Here is a 24,039-nt window from a genome sequence, read left to right as displayed (position 1 = left end):
AAAATCATCAATGAATGCAGTACTGGTACTTTTAGTCGGCTGCGCCATTCTGATCGCCGGTTACATCTTCTACGGCGGCTGGCTGGCCAAGCAGTGGGGCGTGGACGACAGCAAGACCACTCCAGCTCATGAGCTGGAGGACGGCATGGACTACGTCCCTGCCAAAGCCCCCGTCCTGATGGGACACCATTTTTCCTCCATCGCCGGCGCCGGCCCCATTAACGGCCCCATCCAGGCGGCCGTCTTCGGCTGGGTCCCCGTGGTGCTGTGGGTCCTCGTTGGCGGCATCTTCTTCGGCGCCGTCCATGACTACGGCGCGCTGTTCGCCTCCATCCGCCACAAGGGCCAGACCCTGGGCGAGGTGGTGGCCGCCAACATTGGCGAGCGGGCCAAAAAGCTGTTTATCGTGTTCTCTTACCTGACCCTGGTGCTGGTGGTGGCCGCCTTTGCCTCCATTGTGGCCGGCACCTTCAACGGCTTTACTGCCGACGGCGCTCACAACGAGGACAACGCCGCCGTGGCCATGATTTCCATCCTGTTTATCGTGATGGCTATCATCTTCGGCCTGTGCGTGTACCGCCGGGGCGCGCCTTTGTCCGTGGCCACTGTGGTGGGCGTAATCGGTATTGTGGCCTGCCTGGTTATTGGCCTGAACTTCCACCCCATCTACCTGAGCAACAACGTGTGGATGTGGATTATCGGCGTGTATATCCTCATTGCCTCGGTGGCTCCGGTGTGGATTCTGCTCCAGCCCCGTGACTACCTGTCCTCCTTCCTGCTCTACGGCATGATGATTATCGCCTTTGTGGGCGTGGTAGGCGCCGGCCTCACCGGCAACAACCTGAGCATGGAGATCCCCGCCTTCACCGGCTGGGTAGACACCATCAGTACCACCTCTCTGGGCACCATGTTCCCCGCCCTGTTTGTCACCATCGCCTGCGGCGCCATCTCCGGCTTCCACTCCCTGGTGGGCTCGGGCACTACCTCCAAGCAGCTGGACCACGAGCGGGACGCCAAGCCTATCGCTTACGGCGGCATGCTCATTGAGTGCGCCCTGGCCCTGATCTCCCTGTGCGCTGTGGGCTTTATCTGGCAGGAGTACCTGGACGGCCTGCGCACCCCCACCACCGTCTTCGCCACCGGCCTGTCCCGGATGGTGGCCTGCATCCCCGGCCTGGAGGCTACCCAGCCCACCGTTCAGGCCCTGCTGGTGCTCACCGTGTCCGCCTTCTGCCTGACCTCCCTGGATACCGCCACCCGTCTGGCCCGGTATATGTTCCAGGAGTTCTGGCTGGCCCCCGGCGAGACCTATAAGGATGTCAGCGGCTTCCGCGCCACCCTCACCAACCCCGTGGTGGCCACCGCCATCACCGTGGTGCTGGGCGTTGGCCTGGGTATGACCGGCTACGGCAAGATCTGGCCCCTGTTCGGCGCTGCCAACCAGCTGCTGGCCGCTTTGGCCCTGCTCACCGTCTGCGCCTGGCTGGGCAACATTGGCCGGAACAACAAGATGTTCTACATCCCCATGCTGTTTATGCTGGTGGTTACCCTGTGCTCCCTGTTCCAGACCGTCACCGCCCGGGTGAAGCTGATCGCCGTCGGCGCTGAGAGCGTGGACTGGGGCACCTACGCCCAGGCTATTCTGGGCACCCTGCTCTTCGTGCTGGCTATCGTGCTGGCGATTGAAGGCTGCCGGGTCATCTTCGGCGGCAAGAAGAAAGCCTAAACTTCCCTGTTCCATCCAAACAGAGCAAAAAGCGGGCCTGGAATACCGGGCCCGCTTTCTGAAACATCTGGAGGTATCTAATGAAAACCAGCAAGCCCCTGTCTGTCATTCTGTCCGTTTTGATTGCCCTGGTGGTGCTCACGGGCTCTGTCGCCGTCCCTCTGCTGTGCCGGAGCTTTTACTACGCCCATATCGGCCCCATGGGTTTAACCGGCTATGGCCTGACGGAGGAGGAGATCAAAACCGCCTACGACGAGATGATGGACTTCTGCCTGGGGAAGCGGAAGGACTTCTCCGCCGGGGTGCTGGCCTTCTCCCAGTCCGGGGCGGACCACTTCGCCGACGTGCGGGGACTGTTCCTGCTGGATCTGCGGGTGTTGAGGGCCGCGCTGGTATTGCTGCTGGCTGTGCTGGTCATTTGTAAAATGAGGAAGATGCGTCCCCACCGTTTTCTGGGCCGGGGACCCGGTCTGTGGGCGGCGGCAGGGCTGGGAACCTCCTTTCTGACCGTAGGCGGACTGGCGGCCCTGGACTTCGACCGGGCCTTTGTCATCTTCCATGCCCTGTTTTTCCCGGGAAAGGACAACTGGATTTTCGACTGGCGGAGCGACCCTATTATCCTCTTTCTGCCCCAGGATTTTTTCCGCAACTGCGCCATTTTGATTCTGGTCCTGCTGCTGGTTTGGTGCGCTGCCCTCATCACTGCTGATTTGTGGACAGGAAGGGGCAGACGGCGGGCTTGAATTTTGTGGAAACTGCTAATTGCGCGGCGGGACAGTTTCTGATATGATACTTCGGGTAGAAAAAAGGAGGGGAACGCCATGTTTGCGCTGATGTACGTTTATTCTGCCCTTGGCGGCCTCTGTATTTCTATTTCGTGACGGCAATCACATTGGTGATTGCTTTTTTTATGCGTGCGAGAGAGAAAGGAGAACAACATGAACAACAACCAACCCATCCGCGACGCCAGGCAGCTGGGCCTGCCCAAGATGCTGATCCTGGGCTTGCAGCACATGTTTGCCATGTTTGGGGCCACTGTTCTGGTGCCCATCCTGGTCCAGGGCTACGGCCTGCCCCTGTCCATCCAGACCACCCTGCTCTTTGCCGGCCTGGGTACCCTGTTTTTCCACTTCTGCACCAAATGGAAGGTGCCCGCCTTTCTGGGCTCCTCCTTCGCCTATCTGGGCGGCTTTGCCGCTGTGGCGGAGCTGAACTCCGGCATCTACGCCAACATGACCGGCGAGGAGAAACTGCCCTACGCCCTGGGGGGCATTGTGGTGGCTGGACTGCTCTACCTGGTGCTGGCCGGACTGATTAAGGCGGTGGGCGTCCACAAGGTGATGCGTTTTCTGCCTCCTGTGGTCACCGGCCCTATCATTATCCTCATTGGGCTGTCCCTGGCTCCCAGCGCTATCAATAACGCCTCCACCTGCTGGTGGCTGGCCATTTTGTCCATTGCCGTCATTGTGGCGGCCAATATCTGGGGCAAGGGTATGGTTAAGATCATTCCCATCCTCCTGGGAGTGCTCATCCCCTATGCGGTGGCGCTGATAACAAATCAGGTGGACTTTTCCGGCGTGGCCTCCGCTGACTCCGTGGGCCTCCAGCCCTTTGTGCTGGCCAAATTTGATATCACCTCCATCCTGGTCATGGCCCCGATTGCCATTGCCGCCATGATGGAGCACATTGGCGATATGTCCGCCATCTCCGCCACGGTGGAGGAAAACTTTATTGAGGACCCCGGTCTGCACCGCACCCTGACCGGCGACGGCGTGGCCACCGCGATCGCCGGCCTGTTTGGCGGTCCCGCCAACACCACCTACGGCGAGAACACCGGCGTGCTGGAGCTGTCCCGGGTCTTCGACCCCAAGGTGGTCCGTCTGGCCGCCATCTACGCTGTGGTGCTCTCCTTCTCCCCCAAATTCGCCGCCGTCATCAACTCAATCCCCACCGCCATCATAGGCGGCGTGTCCTTCATCCTCTATGGCATGATCTCCGCCATCGGTGTGCGCAACGTGGTGGAAAACCGGGTGGACTTTACCAACTCCCGGAACCTGATTATTGCCGCCGTTATTATGGTGTGCGGCCTGGGCTTTAAAATCTGGGGCTTTAACAACGAGTTCTCCGGCCTCACCTTCAACGTGGGGGGCACCTCCATCACTCTTACCTCCCTGGCCATTGCCGCGATCGCGGGTATTGGCCTCAACGCTATCCTCCCCGGCAAGGACTATGAGTTCGGCTCCGACGTAACCAAGGGCCGCTCCGGTGACTTTGGACGGTATTAAAAGTGAATTTCAGCATCAGCGGGCCTCCGGTACAGCCGGGGGCCCGCTTTCATAAAAAGGGAATATACTTCTCATGAAAAAATCATTAAATAAAGATAAAGCCACTTGCGCTCGGGGAGAAAATCAGCTAGAATAGAGGCAACGAACGGGGAACCGTAATTTTAAGGAGGTTACTGTAATGGATTTTAAGAGCACTTTTGAGTCCCTGAAGGACAGAGCTGCCGATCTGGCCCAGGCGGGCGTGGCTCAGTCCAAGCGTCTGGCGGAGATTGCCAAGCTGAAAACCGCCAATATGGCCGAGGAAGACGCCATCAAGAAGGCCTATATTGAGCTGGGCAAGCTGTACTACGCCGAAAACGGCGCCGCCCCCGACGGAGCCTACGCCGCCGCCTGTGAGCGGATTACCGCCTCCAAGGCCCTGATTGAGACCAACAACGAGCGGATTGCGGAGCTGAAGCAGCCCGGCGACCCTGAGCCCGAGGTTGTGGATGTAGATGTGGAAGTTGAGGCCGTGGAAGCAGCCGAGCCCACAGAGGAAGCGCCTGCGGAGGAAGACAAGCAGGACTGATTGATGTTCAAATCGTAAAAATGCGGATGGAGAGGACTTTTAAAGTCCTCTCCATTTTTCTATAAGACATTCAGCGGTACAGCGGGTAGCGGGCGCACAGCTGGGTGACGCCCTGGCGCACGGACTGGGCGGTGTGTTCAAAATCAAAAATGGTATCGGCAATCCAGCCGGCGATCAGGTCCATCTCCTCAGGGCCAAAGCCCCGGGTGGTGACGGCGGGGGTGCCCAGGCGCAGGCCGGATGTGATGAAGGGACTGCGGGGCTCATTGGGAACGGCGTTTTTGTTGGCGGTAATATACACCTCGTCCAGCCGGTTTTGCAGCTCCTTGCCGGTGACGTCCAGCCCCCGCAGGTCCAGCAGCATCAGGTGGTTGTCCGTGCCGCCGGAAACCAGGTTCAGCTTTCGTTTCAGCAGTCCCTGGGCCAGGGCCTGGGCGTTTTCAATTACCTTTTGGCCGTATTCCCGGAAAGAGGGCTGGAGGGCCTCCCCAAAGCACACGGCCTTGGCGGCGATCACATGCATCAGCGGCCCGCCCTGGGTGCCGGGGAAGATGGCCTTGTTGAATTTCTTGCCCAGCTCCTCGTCCCGGCAGAGGATCACACCGCCCCGGGGGCCGCGCAGGGTTTTGTGGGTGGTAGTGGTGACCACGTCGGCGTAGGGTACCGGGTTTTGGTGAACTCCCGCGGCCACCAGGCCGGCAATGTGGGCCATATCCACAAAGAGGTAGGCTCTCACACTCCTGGCAATATTGGCGAAGCGGGCAAAGTCAATGGCCCGGGGGTAGGCGGAGGCCCCGGCAATAATCATTTTGGGCTTTTTCTCCTGAGCCAGCTTTTCCAGAGCGTCGTAATCGATCAGACCGTCTCCGTCCACGCCGTAGGGGATGATGTTGTACAGCAGGCCGGACTGGTTTACAGGGGAACCGTGGGTCAGATGCCCGCCGTTGTCCAGGCTCATACCCAGCACTGTATCGCCCGGCTGGCAGAGGGCCTGATAGACCGCCATGTTGGCCTGAGCCCCGGAGTGGGGCTGCACGTTGGCATAGGAGGCGCCGAACAGCCGGCATACCCGGCGGATGGCCTCCTCCTCCACCAGGTCCACGTCTTCACAGCCGCCGTAATACCGCTTGCCGGGGTAGCCCTCGGCATATTTGTTGGTGAGCACCGACCCCATGGCCGCCATCACAGCTTCGCTGACAATATTTTCAGAGGCAATCAGTTCAATATTCCGGTTTTGCCGCTGAAATTCCAGATCGATCATCCTCCCGATTTCCGGGTCCATCTCCTTAACCAGGGCCAGGTTATCTTGAAACATTTGAGGTCCTCGCTTTCATTTGTAATAGTCAAAGCGCTTCAAAAGAACCAAAATGATTCTTTTGAGCTCTGGGGCAATTCCCGCCGCAGACTGCTGGCTTGGGATTTTATAGACAACACTTGCGTTTTTTAAGTGTATTGACTATATGAGGGGGATTGTAACATATTTGGAGGATATTCGCAAGGCTTTTGGGGATACAGCCAGGCCGGTTTACGATGGACACTGCCGTCCTGTGTGGTCAATGGTGTAGGTTCCGGTAAGAATAATCTGGGAGATGGGCACAAAGGTGTAGCCCTCTTGAAGAAGGGTCTGGATAATGGTGGGCAGGGCCTCGGGCGTGTGGAGGGCGGCGTTGTGGAACAGGACGATAGACCCTGGCTGAACCTTGGAGGTCACCCGCTGGATGATCTCCCCGGCGGCCAGATCCTTCCAGTCCAGGCTGTCCACATCCCATTGGATCGGCTCCATACCGATGGAGCGCACGGCGTTGATGGAATTGTCGTCGTAGTCGCCATAGGGCAGGCGGACCAGGGTGGGGCGCACGCCGGTGACCTGTTCGATCTTGTCATTGCAGGTGTTCAGGTCGGCTACCACCTCGTCGGCGGAGAGCTGGGGATAGTGGGCGTGGGTATTGGAGTGGTTCATCACCTCATGGCCGGCGTCGTGGAGGGCCTTGACCGACTCAGGGTACTTATCCACCCATTCGCCCACCACAAAAAAGGTGGCCGGAACCTGATACTGTCCCAGAATGTCAATAAGCTGCTGGGTGTCCTCGTTGCCCCAGGCGGCGTCGAAGCTGATGGACACCAGCTTCTGGTCCCGCTGGACGCAGTAGATGGGCAGCTGCCGCGTGGTGGCGGAGGCGCCCACGGCGGCTGGGTAGTTGACCACATAGAACATTACCGCCGCCAGACAGAGGCAGGCGGCCGCAGTCCACCACCTTCGTTCGATGAAAAAAATTCTGATCTGATCCCGTTTTTTTGCCATAGTCAGCACTTCCTTTTCCTTGATCGGCCTCCCCGTAAGGAGGCAGCTGTCGATGCTATCCTATGAAAAACGCGCCCGGAACATGAACATTCCAGGCGCGAAGGTGTTTTTTATAGCAATCGTCGGAATTGCTGCCACTTGCAGGGGCGGCCTGTGGCCGCCCCTACTATACCGGTCAGGACCCGGCAGGGACGGGCTGGACAGTGAACTGTAAAACAACAGGGGAGTGGGGGTATTGCCGGACGAAGGCTCTGACGATTCGCTGGCAGACCATACGGCTGTTTTCGTACCCGGACTGGGGCAGCAGCAGGACGAACTGGGAGATGCTGCACCGGGCGGCGGCGTCACCTCGCCGCAGCTGCGTCAGGATAAGGGCCTGGAGGTTGTCCATAGCCCGGTCCAGGCTGTGCCGGGCCAGCTCTCTGCCCTCCGGTGCGGCGAGGGAGAGCAGGGCGATATGGAGCGGTTCGCCGCTGCGTCCGGCCCTTCGGGCCATGGAGTGGCAGATTACCCGGAAGAAATCAAAGTCGCACAGCAGTGCTCCGGGCTGAGGGGGCTCCTGAAGGCGCTCTAAAAGGGTGACGGCGGAGATGGCCCGGGGGTTGTGAAGGCTGTGTGCCTGGCGGTAGAGCTCCCGCAGCCGGTCGGAGGGCATTACCCCCAGCTGGTTCAGCAGCCGGTCCTGAAATGCCTCATAGACCAGGATGGCCTCCCGTTGACGCTCCAGACGGAGCAGGGCCTCCATCCGCTGGCGGCACAGCTCCTCGTGGCAGGGCTCCAGGGCGAGTGCATTCCCTGCCGTTTGGGCGGCCTGTTCCCAGCGCCCCGCCGCCTCCAGCCGGGGCAGGACCTCCAGCGTGGTCTGGAGATAAAGCCGGTGAAGCATTTCGGTCTGCTCCGCCGCCCAGGGACAGCCGGACAGGGCGGGGAGAAAATCCCCGCAGTAGAGGGCCAGGGCATCCAACTGGAGGGAGAGCCGCCGGTCCTCCCGCTGGGCCTGCCCGGCGTTCTGGAGGAGCTGGAGAAAGCGCTCACAGTCCAGGGTGAGGGGAATTTGATCGTTCCACTGACAGCCGCCCTCCCGGCTGAGGATCAGGGTCCGTCCGGCCCCCTTCTCCAGCTGGTCCAGACAGCCTCTGGCGCGGTGAAGGATGCCCTTCAGCGCGTTAAAGGAGTTGGCTCCCCGGCCGTCCTCATCCCAGAGCAGTTCAATCAGCTCCTCATAGGGAACAGGGCGCTCCCGCCGGGAAATGAGAAAGGCCAGCAGCAGGCAGAGCTTTCGGGAGCGACCGCTGACGTTAAATTCCCTGTCTCCCCGGCGGATGGTGAACCCGCCCAGAGTGCAAACTTCCAAAGCAGTGGCGTTCAACAGCATCCGACCTTTCTGTGGAGATAAATTCTTTCCAAAATATAGCATATTTTTCCGGCAAATGCAACGGATATTTTATAGCAAACGTCAAAATCTTGACAAATAAGCCGGCCAGGAGGCCGACTCCGGCAATAGGGACCGCAATTTTGAAGCTGGCTGCGTTGACCTGCCCATATTTTGGGGAAGTTATACAAAAATAAAAAAGATGAAAGTTTTTTTGAGAAAAGTACTTCACATTTGAGTTAGGTTGTGCTATACTGACCATAGCGTCAAGGGGAAAAGCCTTGCTGCGTCCCGTTCCTGGACGTGAAAGATAGTAAAACCGCTTATGTTTGAAATGAGGTGTTTATGATGAAGCTTTGGAAACGATTGATTCCTTTGGGCCTTGCGCTGGTCCTGCTGCTGACCGGCTGTGCTCAGGCCGGCGCCCCCGCCGCCAGTGGCGGGGTGAATGAGGAGGACATTTATCTGGACCGGGTCTCCGTGGAGGAGATTGAGATTGAGGATGAGGCGGTGGCTCTGGCCGGCGCCCCCGCCGCGCTGAACGACCTGGTCATGCCCGTGGCCTCCGGCAAGCAGACCAAGCAGAACAGCCGGGCTGTAATCGACTACTCCAACGTGAAAGACGGCTATGTGATGGTCAAGTTCACCGGCACCACCAAGACCCGGCTGAAGGTACAGGTGACCTGCCCCACCCCCAAGCTGGTGTACACCTATGACCTGCCTGTGGGCGAGTGGACCACCTTCCCCCTGTCCGACGGCAGCGGAAGCTATACGGTAACCGTACTGGAGAATACCCAGAAAACCTCCTATGCCCAGTTGCTGTCCGCCAGCTTCAAGGTGACACTGGCCAACGAGTTTGCCCCCTTCCTGCGGCCCAACCAGTATGTAGACTACAGCGTGGCCCCCAACGCTGTGGCCAAGGCCGCCGAGCTGGCTGGTTCCGAGACCGACCCGCTGAAGCTGGTGGAGATTATCTACGACTATGTGGTGAACAACCTGACCTATGACAAGGTGCTGGCTAAGACCGTCAAGAGCGGCTATCTGCCTGTGCTGGACAATGTGCTGGCCGCCAAGAAGGGCATCTGCTTTGACTACGCCAGCCTGATGACCGGCATGCTCCGCAGCCTGAACGTCCCCTGCAAGCTGGTTGTAGGTTACGCCGGCAAGCAGTACCACGCCTGGATCAACGTCTGGTCGGAGGAAACCGGCTGGGTGGACGGCGCCATTTTCTTTGACGGCAGCGCCTGGCAGCGGATGGACCCCACCTTCGCCTCCTCGGGCAAGAGCAGCGAGTCCATTATGAACTATATCGGCGACGGCAGCAACTACAAAGAACAGTATCTGTACTGAGCCGAAAATAAAAAATTGGAAAACCTCTTTACGAACGGACAGATTTGAATTAAAATGGGCTTGCGGCTTTTGCAAGCCCATTTTACATACACACATCATAAAAGTAGATTGGAGTCATTTCATGGACAAGAACATCATTTCCCATGAGGCGATTTCCTCCCTGTGCCTGGAGCTGTCGATGCTGTTCCACGCCGGTGTGGGGACGGGAGACGCCCTCACGCTGCTGGCCGAGGAGAGCGACAAGGCCTATGGCCCCATGCTGGCCGCCATGGCCGATCAGGTGGACTGCGGCGCGTCGCTGTCCGCCGCCATGAAGGAGACGGGGCGGTTCCCCGTCTATGTCTGCGGACTGGTGGAGGTAGGCGAGCGGGCCGGCCGCACTGAGGAGGCCCTGGCCGCCCTGGCCCGGTACTACGAGGGCCGGGCCCGGCTGGACCGGCGCATCAAGAGCGCCCTGCTCTATCCGGCGGTGATGCTGCTGCTCATGCTTGTGGTAATTGCGGTGCTGCTGGTGCGGGTGCTGCCCATCTTCAACGACGTGTACGCCTCCCTGGGCGGGCGGCTCACCGGTGTAGCCGGGGGACTGCTGGCCCTGGGACAGGTGCTGGACGGGGCTATGCCTGTGCTGTGGGTTGTGCTGGCCGCCCTGGTGGCCCTGCTGGCCGCCTTTGCCGCCCTGCCCGCCTTTCGGGAGAAGGTTACCGGCCTGTGGCGGGGCAGCCGGGGTGACAAGGGCATTGCCCGTAAGATGAACGACGCCCGCCTGGCCCAGGCCCTGGCTATGGGTATGGCCAGCGGAATGCCCCTGGAGGAGGCGGTGGAGCTGGCCTCCGGCCTGATGGAGGACGTACCCCAGGCCAAGGCGCGCTGCCTGGACTGCCGGGCCCGGCTGGACCGGGGGGAGCGGGTGAGCACCGCCATGAAGGACAGCGGCCTGCTGCCCGCCGGCCCATGCCGTCTGCTGGAGCTGGGTCAGCGGGGAGGCGCGGGAGACTCCGCCATGGAGAAGATTGCCGCCGGCCTGTCGGAGGACAGTGAGCTGGCTCTGGAGGAACAGGTGAGCCGGGTGGAGCCCGCCCTGGTGCTGGTGTGCTCCATTCTGGTGGGACTGATTCTGCTGTCGGTGATGCTGCCCTTGATGCACATCATGTCGGCCATTGGGTGACGGGCTATGAAGAGAAAAAAAACGCCCTGGGGGGGGCTGCTGCGCGGCCTGCTGCTGCCCGCGTTCTGCGTTGTGGTGCTGGTAGCCTTCTCCACCGCCTTGAACAGCCTGAACAGCGGCCATGAGGCGGAGGACCAGCGCCAGTTGGAGGAGGCCCTGCGCCGGGGCTGCGTGGCCTGCTACGCCACAGAGGGGGTTTATCCCCCCAATCTGGACTATTTAAAGGAGCGCTACGGCGTCCAGGTGGACGAGGAGCGGTACACGGTGTTTTACAGCGTGTTTGCCGACAATCTGATGCCGGACATTACAGTGCTGGTGAATGAGCCATGAAACAAAAACCCATACAACATCATATTGACGGACTGGCCGCCCTGCTGCTCTTTGGGGTATTCGCAGCCTGCGTGCTGGCGGTGCTGCTCACCGGGGCGGACGCCTACCGCCGCCTGACAGCGCGGGATCAGGCCGCCTTTGACCGGCGCACAGGCGTACAGTACATCACCACCAAGGTGAGGCAGGCCGACGCCGGATACGGCGGCATTGTGGTGGAGAATATTGAGGGCGTGCAGACCCTGATTCTGGACGCCCAGGCCGAGTACATCACCTATATTTATCAGTACGACGGCTGGCTGTGGGAGCTGTACACCTGGTGCGGGGAGCCCATGGTGCCCGGCGACGGCAGACAGCTGGTGGAGTCGGAGGGCTTTGCGCTGTCGCTGGAGGAGCAGCTGCTGACGGTGGAAATCACCGCCCCCGGCGGAGTAAAGGATACCCTCCTGTTGAATCTGCGGAGCGGGGAGGGGATTGACGCATGACAAGAAGTAAAGCGCCCCTGGCTATGATGGAGCAGATGGTTATGCTGCTGGTATTTGCCCTGGCCGCTGCTCTGTGCCTTCAGGCCTTTGTCAAGTCGGACAGCATGTCCAAGGGTGGAGAGGCCCAGGACCGGGCGGTGCTCCTGTGCCAGAATGTGGCGGAGGCCCTGCGCAGCAACGGCGGAGACCCGGGCGAGGCCCTGTGCACCGTGACCGGACAGAGCCTTGCCACCGACCAGGGCGATTATACGGCCCGGTTTGACGAAAATTGGGAGCTGATTGAGGGCGGCCAGTCCCTCAGCTCGGGAAAGCAGTACTATTTCGCCCGGGTCAGCGAGCTGGACAGCGCAATTCCCGGCCTGGGCAAGGCAGAGGTCTATGTGGAGTCCGTCGCCCCCGCAGACGGGGAGATTACCCGCATTTTTGAGATTGAGGTGGCCTGGCAGGAGGTGAGCGCCCATGGCTGAGCGGAAAAAAGAGAGCTTTTCCCCCCCGGCGCTGGGCGGGTCCTCCCTGCTGGTGGTCTTCGCCGTGCTGGCCCTGACGGTGTTTGCCCTGCTGAGTTTGTCCACCGTCCGGGCGGACGTGCGCCTGGGAGACGCGGCGGCTGAGGCGGTGAGCGGCTACTACGAGGCTGACTGCAAGGCCCAGGAAATTCTGGCCCGGCTGAGAAACGGCGAGGTGCCGGTGGAGGCGGAGAGCCATCAGGAGGACTCCTGGCATAGTCCCCTGATGATCCGCTACACCTATGAGATCCCCATCTCTGACACCCAGGAGCTCCAGGTGGAGGTGCTGGTGAACCCGGCGGACGGCAGTTACAGCATTCTGCGCTGGCAGGCTGCGGCCGTGGGCGCGTGGGAGTACGACGACAGCCTGGATATCTGGGACGGGGAACTGTTCTGAACACATAAGAAAAGGAGTTGCGCTATGGCACAGCTGTTGGATTATTTAAAACGGGCGGTGGATGACAAGGCCTCCGACCTGTTTATTGTGGCAGGCGGTCCGGTGTGTGAGAAGCTGGACAAGAAGATGATCCCCATCGGGGAGGAGCGCATCTTCCCCGAGACGGCGGAGGAGTTGATTACCCAGCTCTACACTCAGGCCGGCAGGCCTATGGACAACTATATGCGGGATGGAGATGACGACTTCTCCTTCTCCGTGGGCGGCCTGGCCCGGTTCCGGGTGAATACCTACCGCCAGCGCGGCTCCATGGCCGCGGTAGTCCGGGTGGTGGCCTTCGGCATCCCGGATTGGCAGACCATGCACATCCCGCCCCAGGTAATGGAGCTGGCCAGTCTGACCCACGGCATGGTGCTGGTCACCGGCACGGCGGGCAGCGGAAAATCCACCACCCAGGCCTGCGTGATCAACCGCATCAACCAGACCCGCAGCGGGCATATCATCACCCTGGAGGACCCCATTGAGTACCTCCACCGCAACGCCAAGAGTATCGTCAGCCAGCGGGAGATCGCCATTGACACCGAGGACTATCTGGCCGCCCTGCGGGCCTGCCTGCGCCAGGCCCCGGACGTAATCCTCCTTGGCGAAATGCGGGACCGGGAGACCATCCACACCGCCATGACGGCGGCGGAGACAGGCCACCTCCTGATTGCCACCCTCCACACCAAGGGGGCCGTGAATACGGTGGACCGCATTGTGGACTCCTTCCCCAGCGGCCAGCAGGAGCAGATCCGGGCCCAGCTGTCCATGGTGCTGCGCACGGTGGTGTCTCAGCAGCTGCTGCCCGACAAAAACGGCGGCATGGTGCCCGCCTACGAGATCATGCATGTCAACAGCGCCATCCGCAGCCTGATCCGGGACAACAAGAGCCACCAGATCGACAACGTTATCGCCTCCGGAGGGGCGGAGGGCATGATCGCCATGGACCAGTCCATCATGGCCCTGTGCAAGGCGGGAGAGATCACAGCGGAGACGGCTCTGGAGTACTCCGACAATCCGGAACAGCTTCGCCGCCGTTTGGGATAGGCTATTTGGGCAATTTACAGTAATCGTCAGATTTGCTGCCATACATGGGGCGGCCTTTGGCTGCCTCTGCAGCCCCGGCTGTCAGCAATTTTGAATATTGCTCGAAATCCCGGCCTTATGGCCGGGATTTTTGCGTTTTACTGTGAGCCTTTAAGCCTCCTCCTCATCATCCAGGCCGTTTTCCATCATTTAGGCCATCTTTTTTGTAGCTCCGGTGATCTGCTTTGAAGGCACCGCAATGATATGAGTGCATAAAAAAGCGCGTTTCTGTTCTTGCTGTATTGGAGTATAGAAACGCCGCATATCCTCAACTCAACATCGTAAACCATATTGGACAAAACAGGGAAACGATAAATCAGGTCTTAAACCGGCTTGAAGCACTGCCCAGCCGCCTGCTCTATGCGCTGGCCAAGGTATCTTGAAATTTCCAGACAATCTCAATCTCGCCGGGGCCATAGACAACGATACGCTCAATGGCATCATAAAGATGGTCTCGAAGCTGTTTTTCTGTCAGCCGGTTCAAATGATTTACCGACCTCTGCTTTTCATCCAAAGTTTCCATCGCCTGCTGATTCGCTTCCTGCTGCTTTTCGCATTCTGCGATCTGCTCTTTCAAGATCTTCTGCTTCAAGGTCAGCTGGTCACGGCTGAACAAAAATTCTTCATCCGTAATTCTGCCCTCTCGAAAGGCTTCATATTGTGATAGCTTTTCTCTTCCGCAAGCATCATACTGTGTGTGCAGAGCTGCAAGCTGACATTGCAGACTGCTTCCCTTATTTTGAGCAGCAGATTTGACATTGGCGGTTTCGATCCGAGCGACCTCGATTTGAACCTTCAGGGCCTCAAAAACAGCATCTTCCAGAGCATCCTTCCGCCACCGCACCTCCTCACAAGGGCTTACAGAATGGTATCGGTGAGACGGACAGGAAAAGGATGTTCCATTTGCCTTTTCCAGCTTCCTTCCACAGTGACCGCAAAAATATATTCTGTCAGACTGATCGTGCTGCGAACGAACCGTTTTTCTTCTGCGGCTGATGGCCTCCTGTGCCAGATTGAACTCTTCCAGCGTGACAATCGCCTCATGGGCGTTTTCCCGAAAATACCACTCTTCCTTTGGAACACGCCGCTGGTTCCCATCCCGGATATGCCGGCTTTCCCGTGTGTGATTTACCATCGTTCCGGTGTATTTCAGGTTTTGGATGATGTTCAAAATCATGTGATGCGTCCACTGGGGCGCTTTGTGGTCTGCCCTGCGGCGGATGGATTTGTGTTCGGCTGGAGTTGCGACTCTCTCGCTGTTCAGTTCCTTTGCAATCTGGCTGGTCGTTTTCCCGGCAATCATATCCAAAAAAATGCGGCGGACAATGACAGCCGCTTCCTGGTCGATCACCAGCTGGTGTTTTTCGGTAGGGCAGATTTGATAGCCATAGGGGGCACAGCTGACGTAGCGTGCCTCCCTCTGCTTCATCCCCATTGCCGACTTCACTTTTTTTGAGAGGTCTTTGCAATAGTAGTCATAAATCAAGTTCTTAAACGCAACATCCATCCCGATGGTCTTCCCGGAATGCTTCATGCTGTCATAGTGGTCGTTGATCGCCACAAATCGAACGCCGAGGAATGGAAAAATATGTTCCAGGTAGTCTCCGACTTCCAGATAGTCTCTACCAAACCGGGACAGGTCCTTGACCACAATACAGCTAATCTCCCCACGCTTGACCAGCTCAATCATCCTGGAAAATTCCGGACGGTTAAAGCTGGTGCCCGTATATCCGTCATCACAAAATTCCAGACGCAGGAAATTGCACAGCGATGGGTTCTGGTCCAAGTGACGGGTAATCAAAAGCCGCTGTGCAGAAATGCTGTTGCTCTCATCTTTGATCTGACTGGTTCGTTTGTCCATGTCCTCCTGTGAGAGCCGTAAATAAATTGCTACCTGCTGCTTCATCACGCACTCTCCTTTCGGATTTGTTCACAGGCATCCATAAGGGCAGCAAATTCGTCCATATAATTTAGCTTGATCTCCAAGCTGCCGTCTTGATGCAGTTTTACCGTCTCCACAAAAGCCTCGACCATCTCGGAAGACAGACCGGCGGCGCCTTGAAATTTCCGAATCATATCCTGCCACTTCATCTTCCCAAGCAGCAGATCATGGGTTTTGCTGTTCGCGCTTTTCTGTTCCGCCAGTTCCCCTTCGATTTTATGGATGTCTGCATCAATACTCTCCCGGGTAAAAAGGTAATCCTGTCGGGATAACAGCCCTTCCTTATAGTCCACATACAGACCGCTCAGGATAGACTTTTTGTTTTCCAGTTTCTGTTGCAGTGCTTTACGCCTTGACCGGGCATGGCCCTGCTCAAAGCTCCCTGCCTTAACTGCCAGCAAACGTTGCAAGGTGCGTTCCATATCAATAAATACGGCCATCTGCGCCTTGATAAACGAAAACACTGCCGCATCCAAATCTGCTTTTCGTATTTTGATATCCGAACATCCCTTGGCTCCGTGTTCTGCATAAGTCGGGCATTTGAACGTGAAATACGCCTTGTCCCGCTTTGTGCTGAAGGACCGATGGAGCTTCAGCACAGCTCCACAGCCAGCACAGGTGAATTTCTTCCCAAAAATATTTTTCTCCCTGGGGAGATGGGCATATTTACCGGAATTCTTTTTGATGCGTTCCGCAGTCTCCCTGTTGATTTTCTGTACCGTTTCAAATAGATCCCTGCTGATAATGGGTTCATGGGTATTCTCCGCAATGATCCAGTCGCTCTCGCTGGTAATATGATACGCAATCCCTGCATAGAGACATTGGCTTCCCTTCTTCTGGGCGAGGTGGCCGATATAAACAATGTTATTTAAGATTTCTGTGACCATGTGCTTGTTCCAGAGGACGGGGCGGCCTTTGCGGTTATTGTTGGTTTGAATCCCGTGTTCCAGCCGGTATTGCCCAGGAGATGGGATACCGGCCTTATTGAGCCGCCGGTTGATCCCCATGTAACTGACGCCCTCAGAGCGCCATAGGAATATCTGGCGAATGACCGGGGCGGTCTCCGGGTCAATGACCAAATGATTCTTGTTTTCCGGATCTTTGCAGTACCCATGAGGCGCATAGTTTCCGATATAGTCGCCCCGCTCCATTTTTGTTTGCAGAGCAGAGGTTACTTTGCGGGAGATGTCCTTTGCATAATAATCGTTTACGATGTTGGACAGCGCCATAGACAGCTGTGCCGCGTTTGTGACCGCTGCCGTATCAAAGCTGTCATTTACCGCAATAAAGCGCAGTCCATAGAAAGGACAGATTTTCTCAATAAACTGCGATGTCTCAATATAATTCCGGCCCAGGCGGGACAAGTCTTTCACCACAATGCAGTCGATCACACCAGACTGAACCGCCTTCATCATCCGGTTGAACTCGGGCCGCTGGAAATTTGTGCCGGTGAAGCCGTTGTCCGCGAACAACTCAATCTTACTCAAATCCGGACACCCAGAAACATAGGATTCCAGGAACGCGATTTGGTTCTCAATCGAATCGGCATCTTTTCCGTTATCTTCTACAGATAGTCTAACATAGAGCGCAGTTCTCCAAATGTGGGAGGCCGTCTCATTGATTGGGATGTTTTTCCGCTTTCTTGATACACGCGCCATGCTATACCGCCTCCCTCCCAAGGGGAATGATCTTTGCATCTCGCCTAAACTGCTGCTCACTCAAAAATGCCACAATGGAGGCGAAGTGGTCTCTGTGCAGAAGACACACATCAATATCCTTGTTCTCACGAATCTCGATACGGTCAACTAAAGCCGCCACACTGTTTCTGGAAAGCTCCTGAATGTTCTCATACTTCGCAAATTGAGACAGCCAGCCCTGCTGCTTTGCCAGACCGCCCATAATGCTGTTCCGCTCCTGATCCAGCTGTGCAATCGCGTCCATGGCCGCCCGAATTTGACGTTCAAACTGTTCTGTAAAGGTTTTATAGTCCTCTCTGCTGATAAACCCATTTTTGAAGTCATCATATGCTCCGGCCTTCAGACGCCTGTTTTTGTCTGCAATCTCCTCTTGGAACGCACGTTTCGACTTGATCCGCTCTAACTCCCGGTTTTCCCACGCAAGGCTGTCCACCTGCCGCAGTGCTGCCGACATATCCATAGCAGCAGCGATCTGAGCTTGTATGACAGCCAGCACAGCATCATAAACGGTGCGTTCCCGAATCATGTGGCTGGAGCAGAGATGTTTGTCAGCCTTGTTTCCACCGCAAATAAAATATGTGTATTCGTACCCATTCGTGTGAGAAACCTTCCGCACCATTGCACTGCCGCAGTCCGCACAAAAAACTTTGCCGGAAAACAGATGCACACCGTTTGCTCCTGCGGGACTTCGCGTATCATCCTGCATAAGTCTCTGAACCAGGTCAAACTGTGCTGGTGCTATGATGGCCTCATGGGCGTGTTCTGTTCTGCACCACTCTTCAGGCGCCTTGCGCACCGTCTTTTTCACCTTATGATTGGGTGAAGTCGTTTTCCCTTGGACAAGTGTACCGATATACATTTCATTTCTCAGAATGCGGTAAATCGCCACCGCGCTCCACTGTGCAACCTCTTTCGTCTGGAAGCTGGTTCGCTGCTTTGACCCTTTCCCCTTCTTATACTCGATTGGCGACGGGATGTGATTGCGATTGAGCCTGTCCGCGATTTGTGCCGGAGACTGCCCATCAATTTTCCAGCGAAATATATCCTGAACCACAGCAGCCGCTTCCGGGTCAATGACCAGCAAATTTTTGTTGTCCAGGGCTCTCATATATCCATAGACAACTTTGCTTCCCACAAACTGACCGTTCCGACGTTTCGCCTCCAGGTTGCTTCTCACCTTAATGGAAATATCCCGGCAATAGGAATCGTTCATCAAATTTTTGAACGGCAGGATCAGCTCATCGTCCGCCGCCCCAGGCTGGGCGTTGTCGTAATTGTCGTTGATTGCGATAAACCGGACTCCAAGTACGGGAAACAGTTTTTGAATATAGGCCCCGGAGTCAATATACTCTCGGCCAAAGCGGGAAAGGTCTTTCACAACAATACAGTCTATCTCACCTCTTTGGACCGCTTCTATCATCTTCCGAAAATCCGGACGGTCAAAATTGGCGCCAGTATAGCCGTCGTCACAATATTCCCTGACAAATGTGATTTCCGGGCACTTTTTGAGAAAGTCCATAATCACCAATCTCTGGTTTGAGATACTGTTGCTTTCAAGTTTCTCGCTGGAACAAGAAAAGTCGCCATCTTCCCGGGATAATCTCAGGTAGATGGCGGCTCTATAATGCCTGTCTAAAGATAATTTCAACATCAGTCACCACTCCTTTGTGATATTCCCTGCCCAATAATCGGAAAACACAAGGGTGGTGTTTCGCGTGATTTTGTCCATTTCGATGATAACATACCACTACACAAAAGTCCAGTGAAATATGAAACTCCAATCAGACAGTATTTTCCAATTACTCCATATCTAACCTACATACTCGACAACAGATTTACAAAATTATCGTTGATTGTTGCCTGCGTATTGGCATAGGAAACACGAACCACCGTACCGCCGACCTTGAACATATACGGGTTCTTGATCTGTTCCACATAGGATTTCATACGCTCCTCAACAGGCTGCGCAGGGTCAATCTTCACGGAACGAATATCGACCAGGGAATCCAGAAGTTCCTCCCTGCTCTGTGTGCTTGACATTGGTTCACCCCCGTTTCCTCCATCAGTATTGACCAAAATTTCCCTTTTCATTCGGTGCATAGCCGATTTCTCCAAACAGCTGAAACGGCAAGACCATCGACAATTCCCTTGTTCCCAGTTTAAAAATCCAGCGGGATTTGTCGATGGCCTATAGCTTTTAAGCCTATATCCATATCAGTGAGTGCTAAATATGCAACGTTAATCGGTTTCACATTCTTTTTTGTGATTCGGAAAAGGAAGGAGCGCAAGGAGCTATAGAACCTTGTCTTTGAAAATATCAGCCAAGTGTTCCAAAGCGCATTGTCCCGGCAGAAAATCGTACTGCTGTCAACGCATATCGTCTGATGTAGAGGCGCGATACAGCGAACGTGTACCGCAGCGATAAAAGCATCTGAGGTTTTGGCGCAGCGAGTGGCAATGCCCCTCCAGCGTTTCAGGGATAGAAAGCAGTTTTCTACCAAGTGACGCAGCTTATAGAGATATTTATCGTAGTCGCGCTGTTCTTTCCGATTCTTCTTCGGCTAAATCACGGGTTTCATCTTCCTCTCCCCTGTCTTTTAAGATACTTCCATTCTATCACAATCCCCTTATCTTGTGTAGACACTATCTAATGCTTGTACAATAAGCTGGCTGCATAGTGTCACGGAATCCCCGGTGAAAACCGGGGACTTATTTTGTGTTTGGGATTGTTTTTCGTCACAACAGCGTGTATAATGTAAGCTAGTGAAATACTAACCACATGATGAGGAGGAATATCATGGAAAAACTGCTGGAACTGCTGGAGCAGGACTGCACCATGCCCATTTCGGCGCTGGCCTCCGCCGCAGGAATGACCGAGGCGGAGGCCAAGGTCGCCGTCAAGCAATATGAGGACGACCGTACTATCCTGGGCTATCAGGCCATTATCGACTGGGACCGGGTGCGCAAGGAGACGGTAACCGCCCTCATTGAGGTCAATGTCACCCCCCAGTCCATTGACGGCTTTGACCGCATTGCCGAGCGCATCTACCAGTATGACGAGGTGGAGAGTATGTACCTTATGAGTGGGTCCTTCGACCTGACCGTTATCATCTCGGGCCGCACCCTGCGGGAGGTGGCCCAGTTCGTGGGAGAGCGGCTGGCCCCCATCCAGGGGGTCACGGGAACGGCCACCCACTTTATACTAAAAAAATACAAGGAAAAGCATCTGGTGTTCCGTCCCCAGGACCCGGAGGAAAGGGAGTACATCTTCGTATGAATTATGACAGCATTCTCAATCAAAAAATACAAAATATCAAGCCCTCCGGCATCCGCAAGTTCTTTGACATCCTGGAGGAGATGACTGACGCCATCTCCCTGGGCATCGGCGAGCCCGACTTTGTCACCCCTTGGCACATCCGGGACGCGGGCATCTACTCCCTGGAGCGAGGCCACACCAAGTATACCTCCAACGCCGGCATGCTCCAGCTGCGGCGGGAGATTTCCGCCTATCTGAACCGCCGGTTCGACCTCCAGTACGACTATGCCAGCCAGATCCTGGTCACCGTGGGGGGCAGCGAGGCCATTGACCTGGCTCTGCGGGTGCTGGTCAATCCGGGGGACGAGGTCATTGTCCCCACCCCCTCCTTCGTGTGCTACGGTCCCCTGGCCGAGATGGCGGGGGGCGTGCCCAAATACCTGGAGCTGAAAGCGGAAAATCAGTTCCGCCTCACCCCGGAGGAGCTGAAAGCGGCCATCACGGATAAGACCAAGGTACTGGTACTGCCCTTCCCCTGCAACCCCACCGGGGGCACCATGGACCGCAAGGACCTGGAGGCCATTGCCCAGGTGCTGGAGGGCAGCGATATCATGGTCATCTCCGACGAGATATACGCCGAACTGACCTACGGCCGCCGACATATCTCCCCCGCCAATCTGACGGGTATGTATGACCGGACCATTGTAGTCAACGGCTTCTCCAAGAGCCACGCCATGACGGGCTGGCGCATGGGCTACGTCTGCGCCCCCAAGCCCATCATTGCGGCCATGACCAAGCTGCACCAGTTCGGCATCATGTCCGCCCCCACCACCAGCCAGTACGCCGCCGTGGAGGCCATGCGCAGCGGCGACGGCGACATTGAACACATGCGGGAGGAGTACGACCGCCGCCGCCGCTACCTGGTGGAAAATCTCAACCGTATTGGCCTGGACTGCTTCGAGCCCAAGGGGGCCTTCTATGTCTTCCCTGACATCCGCTCCACCGGCCTGACCTCAGAGGAGTTCTGCGAAAAGTTCCTTTTGGAGGAGAAGGTGGCCGTCATCCCCGGCTCCGCCTTTGGTCCCGGCGGCGAGGGCTTTGTCCGGGCTTGCTACGCCGCCTCTATGAAGGATATCGCCGAGTCCATTGCCCGAATGGACAACTTCCTCACTAATTTGAGGCGGAAACAGGGGAGAGAGGGGTAACCTGCATCCCGCCCGCAGACGAAAAAGCCTCCCTTCGCAAAGGGAGGTGTCACTTGCGAAGCAAATGACGGAGGGTTTTCCCAAATCGAAAAGCAACCGTCTTTCGGAGAAAACTCCCACCGCCCCCCGGGCGGAGCCCCCTTTGCGAAGGGGGCCTGGGTGCAACCCTTTGCCGGGAGCTTTCTCTGGGAGGGGCTGGGGGAGCTCAATGTTAGAAAGGATGGAGCATGATGAACATTGTATGCTTAGACATGGAGGGCGTACTGGTCCCTGAGATCTGGATCGCCTTTGCTGAGGCCAGCGGTATTCCCGAGCTGCGCCGCACCACCCGGGACGAGCCCGACTACGACAAGCTGATGACCTGGCGGCTGGGGATTTTGAAGGAACACGGCCTTGGCCTGAAGGAAATCCAGGCGGTCATCGCTAAGATCGACCCCCTGCCCGGGGCCAAGGAGTTCCTGGACAAGCTGCGCGCCGAGACCCAGGTGGTCATTTTGAGCGACACCTTTGAGCAGTTCGCCAAGCCCCTGATGGAAAAGCTGAACTGGCCCACCATCTTCTGCAACACCCTTGAGGTGGGGGAGGACGGAGCCATCACCGGCTACAAAATGCGCTGTGAGAAGTCCAAGCTGACCACGGTGAGGGCCCTGCAATCCATGGGCTACGATACCATTGCCGCCGGGGACAGCTTCAACGACCTGGGCATGATCCAGGCCAGCAAGGCGGGCTTCCTGTTCAAGTCCACTGACGCCATCAAGGCCGCCCACCCCGAGCTGCCCGCCTTTGAGGAATTCGACGCCCTGCTTGCCGCCATTGAGGGAGTGTTATAATATGTTCTGGACCGTGCTGCTGATCGTGTTCATCCTCGCCATTCCCGCTTTTGCCCTGTTGGGCTGGCTTGGAATGTTGATCGGGGAGTGGGCCATTCTTGTAGCAGGCGCTCTCCTGTTGGCGGGCGTGGTCACAGCGTTTCTTTCGGCCTATCAGAAGATTATGAACCGGCTGGACCAGTTGGAAAAGGCTCTGAGTCAAACACAGAAAAGTGAAAATGAGTGATAAGCTATGACAAACTATTTTGAAGGGCTGCCCTTCCAGCCCGCCGACATCTTGCTGCCCCGTAACTGTGACCTGACCCTGTGGTCGGTGGTGGCCTGCGACCAGTACACCTCCCGGCCCGAGTATTGGCAGCGGGTGGAGGAACGGGTGGGCCGGGCTCCCTCCACTCTGCGGCTGATTCTGCCCGAGAGCTGCCTGGAGGGTCCCAGCGTGGAGACGGACATTATGGAGATCAACAGCAACATGAGCCGTTATCTCCGGGAGGGCCGGTTCCAGGAATACCCCGACGCCCTGATCTATGTGGAGCGCACCCTGTCCAACGGCTGGGTCCGCCGGGGACTGGTGGGCATGGTGGACCTGGAGCAGTATGATTACGAACCCGGGTCCCATTCCGCCATCCGGGCCACCGAGGGCACGGTGATGTCCCGCATTCCGCCTCGGGTGGCGGTGCGAAAAAACGCCCCCATTGAACTGCCCCACGCCATGGTGCTGGCCGACTGCAACGACATTATCCCGCCCCTGTCCAGCCAGACGGATGAGATGGAGCTACTCTATAACTTTGAGCTGATGGAGGGGGGCGGCCACATAAAAGGCTGGCTGCTCACCCAGGAGCAGCAGGAACAGACCGCCCAGGCCATCCGGTACTGGAAGGAGTGGGCGGACCGGGAGCGGGACGGCCTGCTCTTTGTGGTGGGGGACGGCAACCACTCCCTGGCCGCCGCCAAGGCCTGCTACGAGCGGCGCAAGGGGCTGACCGACCCATCCCAGTGGCCCGATCTGCCCTCCCGGTACGCCCTGTGTGAGCTGGTCAACTTCTACGACGGCTCGGTGGAGATCGGGGCCATTCACCGGGTGGTGTTCGGCGTAAAGCCAGAGGAGCTGCTGGAGGCCCTGATGGACCATTATCCCTCCGCCGTGCAGGGCGATGGGGAGGGGCACTCCCTGTCCTACGTCATCAACCGGTGGAGCCAGGGGACGGTCACTGTCACCAAGCCCCAGGCCAGCCTTCCGGTGGGTACCCTCCAGAGCTTTCTGGACGACTACATAGCCGCCCACCCCAAGACCCGGGTGGACTACATCCACGGCGAGACGGAGGCCCGGGCCCTGGCCTGCGAACGGGAGGATGCCATTGCCTTTCTGCTGACCGCGCCGGAGTGGGAAGGGCTGTTTGACAGCATTGTCCAGGATGGCCTGCTGCCCCGAAAGACCTTCTCCATAGGCGAGGCCCACGACAAGCGTTTCTATCTGGAGGCCAGAAAAATCAGAAAATAAGGGGGC

Annotated in this window: 23 protein-coding genes and 1 pseudogene; 16 read left to right on the top strand and 8 right to left on the bottom strand. The window is 57.2% G+C overall.

Annotation, left to right across the window (positions count from 1 at the left end; genetic code table 11):
- The first annotated feature begins 10 nt into the window (after nt 1-10).
- From NFS22_RS03495 to NFS22_RS03480, 4 genes are all read left to right on the top strand, one after another.
- Nucleotides 11-1,726 (top strand): carbon starvation CstA family protein, encoded by a 1,716-nt coding sequence (locus NFS22_RS03495; protein WP_251316373.1) that lies wholly within the window; start codon nt 11-13, stop codon nt 1,724-1,726.
- 80 nt (nt 1,727-1,806) lie between these two features.
- A complete protein-coding gene (locus tag NFS22_RS03490) occupies nt 1,807-2,469 on the top strand; it encodes a TIGR01906 family membrane protein (protein ID WP_251316372.1) in 663 nt (220 codons plus the stop codon).
- Between the two features lie 195 nt (nt 2,470-2,664).
- The gene (locus tag NFS22_RS03485; protein ID WP_251316371.1) at nt 2,665-4,011 is read left to right on the top strand and encodes a uracil-xanthine permease family protein; all 1,347 of its coding nucleotides are present in this window, start codon (nt 2,665-2,667) and stop codon (nt 4,009-4,011) included.
- A gap of 178 nt (nt 4,012-4,189) precedes the next feature.
- Nucleotides 4,190-4,579, top strand: a complete 390-nt coding sequence (locus tag NFS22_RS03480) for a serine proteinase (protein ID WP_251316370.1) — start codon at nt 4,190-4,192, stop codon at nt 4,577-4,579.
- A gap of 70 nt (nt 4,580-4,649) precedes the next feature.
- Here the strand turns inward: NFS22_RS03480 and glyA are convergent, their stop codons facing one another.
- The 3 genes from glyA to NFS22_RS03465 form a co-directional block, all read right to left on the bottom strand.
- Entirely contained in the window at nt 4,650-5,894 is a 1,245-nt protein-coding gene (glyA, locus tag NFS22_RS03475; protein WP_277614736.1) for a serine hydroxymethyltransferase, read from the bottom strand.
- Nucleotides 5,895-6,104: 210 nt separating this feature from the next.
- Nucleotides 6,105-6,881, bottom strand: coding sequence for a polysaccharide deacetylase family protein (locus NFS22_RS03470; RefSeq protein WP_251316369.1), 777 nt, complete (start codon nt 6,879-6,881; stop codon nt 6,105-6,107).
- A gap of 175 nt (nt 6,882-7,056) precedes the next feature.
- On the bottom strand, nt 7,057-8,256 hold the full coding sequence (locus NFS22_RS03465) for an AfsR/SARP family transcriptional regulator (protein ID WP_251316368.1): 1,200 nt from the start codon (nt 8,254-8,256) through the stop codon (nt 7,057-7,059).
- A gap of 342 nt (nt 8,257-8,598) precedes the next feature.
- Between NFS22_RS03465 and NFS22_RS03460 the strand changes: the two genes are divergently transcribed.
- The 7 genes from NFS22_RS03460 (at nt 8,599) to NFS22_RS03430 (ending at nt 13,566) form a co-directional block, all read left to right on the top strand.
- Entirely contained in the window at nt 8,599-9,603 is a 1,005-nt protein-coding gene (locus NFS22_RS03460) for a transglutaminase-like domain-containing protein (RefSeq protein ID WP_251316367.1), read from the top strand.
- A 121-nt stretch (nt 9,604-9,724) separates the two neighbouring features.
- Nucleotides 9,725-10,768, top strand: coding sequence for a type II secretion system F family protein (locus tag NFS22_RS03455; RefSeq protein ID WP_251316366.1), 1,044 nt, complete (start codon nt 9,725-9,727; stop codon nt 10,766-10,768).
- Between the two features lie 6 nt (nt 10,769-10,774).
- A complete protein-coding gene (locus NFS22_RS03450) occupies nt 10,775-11,098 on the top strand; it encodes a hypothetical protein (RefSeq protein WP_251316365.1) in 324 nt (107 codons plus the stop codon).
- A complete protein-coding gene (locus NFS22_RS03445) occupies nt 11,095-11,580 on the top strand; it encodes a DUF4860 domain-containing protein (protein ID WP_251316364.1) in 486 nt (161 codons plus the stop codon). Before NFS22_RS03450 ends, NFS22_RS03445 begins: the two co-directional genes overlap by 4 nt.
- The gene (locus NFS22_RS03440; RefSeq protein WP_251316363.1) at nt 11,577-12,047 is read left to right on the top strand and encodes a hypothetical protein; all 471 of its coding nucleotides are present in this window, start codon (nt 11,577-11,579) and stop codon (nt 12,045-12,047) included. The genes NFS22_RS03445 and NFS22_RS03440 overlap by 4 nt, the downstream gene beginning before the upstream one ends.
- Nucleotides 12,040-12,483 carry a hypothetical protein gene (locus NFS22_RS03435; RefSeq protein WP_251316362.1) on the top strand — a complete coding sequence of 148 codons (444 nt, stop codon included), beginning with the start codon at nt 12,040-12,042 and terminating at the stop codon, nt 12,481-12,483. Before NFS22_RS03440 ends, NFS22_RS03435 begins: the two co-directional genes overlap by 8 nt.
- Before the next feature lie 24 nt (nt 12,484-12,507).
- Nucleotides 12,508-13,566 carry a type IV pilus twitching motility protein PilT gene (locus NFS22_RS03430; protein ID WP_251316361.1) on the top strand — a complete coding sequence of 353 codons (1,059 nt, stop codon included), beginning with the start codon at nt 12,508-12,510 and terminating at the stop codon, nt 13,564-13,566.
- A gap of 397 nt (nt 13,567-13,963) precedes the next feature.
- Here NFS22_RS03430 and NFS22_RS03425 read toward each other — a convergent pair whose 3' ends face one another.
- The 5 genes and pseudogenes from NFS22_RS03425 to NFS22_RS03405 all read right to left on the bottom strand — a co-directional run.
- Nucleotides 13,964-15,466: a recombinase family protein gene (locus NFS22_RS03425; RefSeq protein WP_251316360.1), complete on the bottom strand. Its 1,503-nt coding sequence runs from the start codon at nt 15,464-15,466 to the stop codon at nt 13,964-13,966.
- Nucleotides 15,467-15,510: 44 nt separating this feature from the next.
- Nucleotides 15,511-17,205: a recombinase family protein gene (locus tag NFS22_RS03420; protein WP_251316359.1), complete on the bottom strand. Its 1,695-nt coding sequence runs from the start codon at nt 17,203-17,205 to the stop codon at nt 15,511-15,513.
- A gap of 1 nt (nt 17,206) precedes the next feature.
- Entirely contained in the window at nt 17,207-18,895 is a 1,689-nt protein-coding gene (locus tag NFS22_RS03415) for a recombinase family protein (RefSeq protein WP_251316358.1), read from the bottom strand.
- Between the two features lie 164 nt (nt 18,896-19,059).
- The gene (locus NFS22_RS03410; protein ID WP_251316357.1) at nt 19,060-19,344 is read right to left on the bottom strand and encodes a DUF6870 family protein; all 285 of its coding nucleotides are present in this window, start codon (nt 19,342-19,344) and stop codon (nt 19,060-19,062) included.
- A 293-nt stretch (nt 19,345-19,637) separates the two neighbouring features.
- Nucleotides 19,638-19,802: pseudogene (locus NFS22_RS03405) on the bottom strand (IS5/IS1182 family transposase); the annotation flags it as partial.
- Between the two features lie 239 nt (nt 19,803-20,041).
- Here NFS22_RS03405 and NFS22_RS03400 point away from each other — a divergent pair.
- The 5 genes from NFS22_RS03400 (at nt 20,042) to NFS22_RS03380 (ending at nt 24,033) form a co-directional block, all read left to right on the top strand.
- Entirely contained in the window at nt 20,042-20,521 is a 480-nt protein-coding gene (locus NFS22_RS03400; RefSeq protein WP_251316356.1) for an Lrp/AsnC family transcriptional regulator, read from the top strand.
- The gene (locus NFS22_RS03395; protein ID WP_251316355.1) at nt 20,518-21,705 is read left to right on the top strand and encodes an aminotransferase class I/II-fold pyridoxal phosphate-dependent enzyme; all 1,188 of its coding nucleotides are present in this window, start codon (nt 20,518-20,520) and stop codon (nt 21,703-21,705) included. Before NFS22_RS03400 ends, NFS22_RS03395 begins: the two co-directional genes overlap by 4 nt.
- A gap of 230 nt (nt 21,706-21,935) precedes the next feature.
- Nucleotides 21,936-22,535 (top strand): bifunctional phosphoserine phosphatase/homoserine phosphotransferase ThrH, encoded by a 600-nt coding sequence (thrH, locus tag NFS22_RS03390; protein WP_251316433.1) that lies wholly within the window; start codon nt 21,936-21,938, stop codon nt 22,533-22,535.
- Nucleotide 22,536: 1 nt separating this feature from the next.
- Complete coding sequence (locus NFS22_RS03385; RefSeq protein WP_251316354.1) at nt 22,537-22,761, top strand: hypothetical protein; 225 nt, start codon at nt 22,537-22,539, stop codon at nt 22,759-22,761.
- 6 nt (nt 22,762-22,767) lie between these two features.
- Complete coding sequence (locus tag NFS22_RS03380; protein WP_251316353.1) at nt 22,768-24,033, top strand: DUF1015 domain-containing protein; 1,266 nt, start codon at nt 22,768-22,770, stop codon at nt 24,031-24,033.
- The last annotated feature ends 6 nt before the right edge of the window (nt 24,034-24,039 follow it).

Origin of the sequence: Flintibacter muris, from assembly GCF_943192995.1 — a bacterium.
In the GTDB taxonomy this organism is placed as follows: domain Bacteria; phylum Bacillota; class Clostridia; order Oscillospirales; family Oscillospiraceae; genus Lawsonibacter; species Lawsonibacter muris.
Note: the sequence above shows the minus strand (reverse complement) of the source record. Positions and strands in the feature narration are given on the sequence as shown.

Excerpts from the sequence above, each read along its gene's own strand:
- NFS22_RS03495 (WP_251316373.1), top strand. The coding sequence starts at position 11 with ATGAATGCAGTACTGGTACTTTTAGTCGGCTGCGCCATTCTGATCGCC.
- NFS22_RS03490 (WP_251316372.1), top strand. The coding sequence starts at position 1,807 with ATGAAAACCAGCAAGCCCCTGTCTGTCATTCTGTCCGTTTTGATTGCC.
- NFS22_RS03485 (WP_251316371.1), top strand. The coding sequence starts at position 2,665 with ATGAACAACAACCAACCCATCCGCGACGCCAGGCAGCTGGGCCTGCCC.
- NFS22_RS03480 (WP_251316370.1), top strand. The coding sequence starts at position 4,190 with ATGGATTTTAAGAGCACTTTTGAGTCCCTGAAGGACAGAGCTGCCGAT.
- glyA (WP_277614736.1), bottom strand. The coding sequence starts at position 5,894 with ATGTTTCAAGATAACCTGGCCCTGGTTAAGGAGATGGACCCGGAAATC.
- NFS22_RS03470 (WP_251316369.1), bottom strand. The coding sequence starts at position 6,881 with ATGGCAAAAAAACGGGATCAGATCAGAATTTTTTTCATCGAACGAAGG.
- NFS22_RS03465 (WP_251316368.1), bottom strand. The coding sequence starts at position 8,256 with ATGCTGTTGAACGCCACTGCTTTGGAAGTTTGCACTCTGGGCGGGTTC.
- NFS22_RS03460 (WP_251316367.1), top strand. The coding sequence starts at position 8,599 with ATGATGAAGCTTTGGAAACGATTGATTCCTTTGGGCCTTGCGCTGGTC.
- NFS22_RS03455 (WP_251316366.1), top strand. The coding sequence starts at position 9,725 with ATGGACAAGAACATCATTTCCCATGAGGCGATTTCCTCCCTGTGCCTG.
- NFS22_RS03450 (WP_251316365.1), top strand. The coding sequence starts at position 10,775 with ATGAAGAGAAAAAAAACGCCCTGGGGGGGGCTGCTGCGCGGCCTGCTG.
- NFS22_RS03445 (WP_251316364.1), top strand. The coding sequence starts at position 11,095 with ATGAAACAAAAACCCATACAACATCATATTGACGGACTGGCCGCCCTG.
- NFS22_RS03440 (WP_251316363.1), top strand. The coding sequence starts at position 11,577 with ATGACAAGAAGTAAAGCGCCCCTGGCTATGATGGAGCAGATGGTTATG.
- NFS22_RS03435 (WP_251316362.1), top strand. The coding sequence starts at position 12,040 with ATGGCTGAGCGGAAAAAAGAGAGCTTTTCCCCCCCGGCGCTGGGCGGG.
- NFS22_RS03430 (WP_251316361.1), top strand. The coding sequence starts at position 12,508 with ATGGCACAGCTGTTGGATTATTTAAAACGGGCGGTGGATGACAAGGCC.
- NFS22_RS03425 (WP_251316360.1), bottom strand. The coding sequence starts at position 15,466 with ATGGACAAACGAACCAGTCAGATCAAAGATGAGAGCAACAGCATTTCT.
- NFS22_RS03420 (WP_251316359.1), bottom strand. The coding sequence starts at position 17,205 with ATGGCGCGTGTATCAAGAAAGCGGAAAAACATCCCAATCAATGAGACG.
- NFS22_RS03415 (WP_251316358.1), bottom strand. The coding sequence starts at position 18,895 with ATGTTGAAATTATCTTTAGACAGGCATTATAGAGCCGCCATCTACCTG.
- NFS22_RS03410 (WP_251316357.1), bottom strand. The coding sequence starts at position 19,344 with ATGCACCGAATGAAAAGGGAAATTTTGGTCAATACTGATGGAGGAAAC.
- NFS22_RS03400 (WP_251316356.1), top strand. The coding sequence starts at position 20,042 with ATGGAAAAACTGCTGGAACTGCTGGAGCAGGACTGCACCATGCCCATT.
- NFS22_RS03395 (WP_251316355.1), top strand. The coding sequence starts at position 20,518 with ATGAATTATGACAGCATTCTCAATCAAAAAATACAAAATATCAAGCCC.
- thrH (WP_251316433.1), top strand. The coding sequence starts at position 21,936 with ATGAACATTGTATGCTTAGACATGGAGGGCGTACTGGTCCCTGAGATC.
- NFS22_RS03385 (WP_251316354.1), top strand. The coding sequence starts at position 22,537 with ATGTTCTGGACCGTGCTGCTGATCGTGTTCATCCTCGCCATTCCCGCT.
- NFS22_RS03380 (WP_251316353.1), top strand. The coding sequence starts at position 22,768 with ATGACAAACTATTTTGAAGGGCTGCCCTTCCAGCCCGCCGACATCTTG.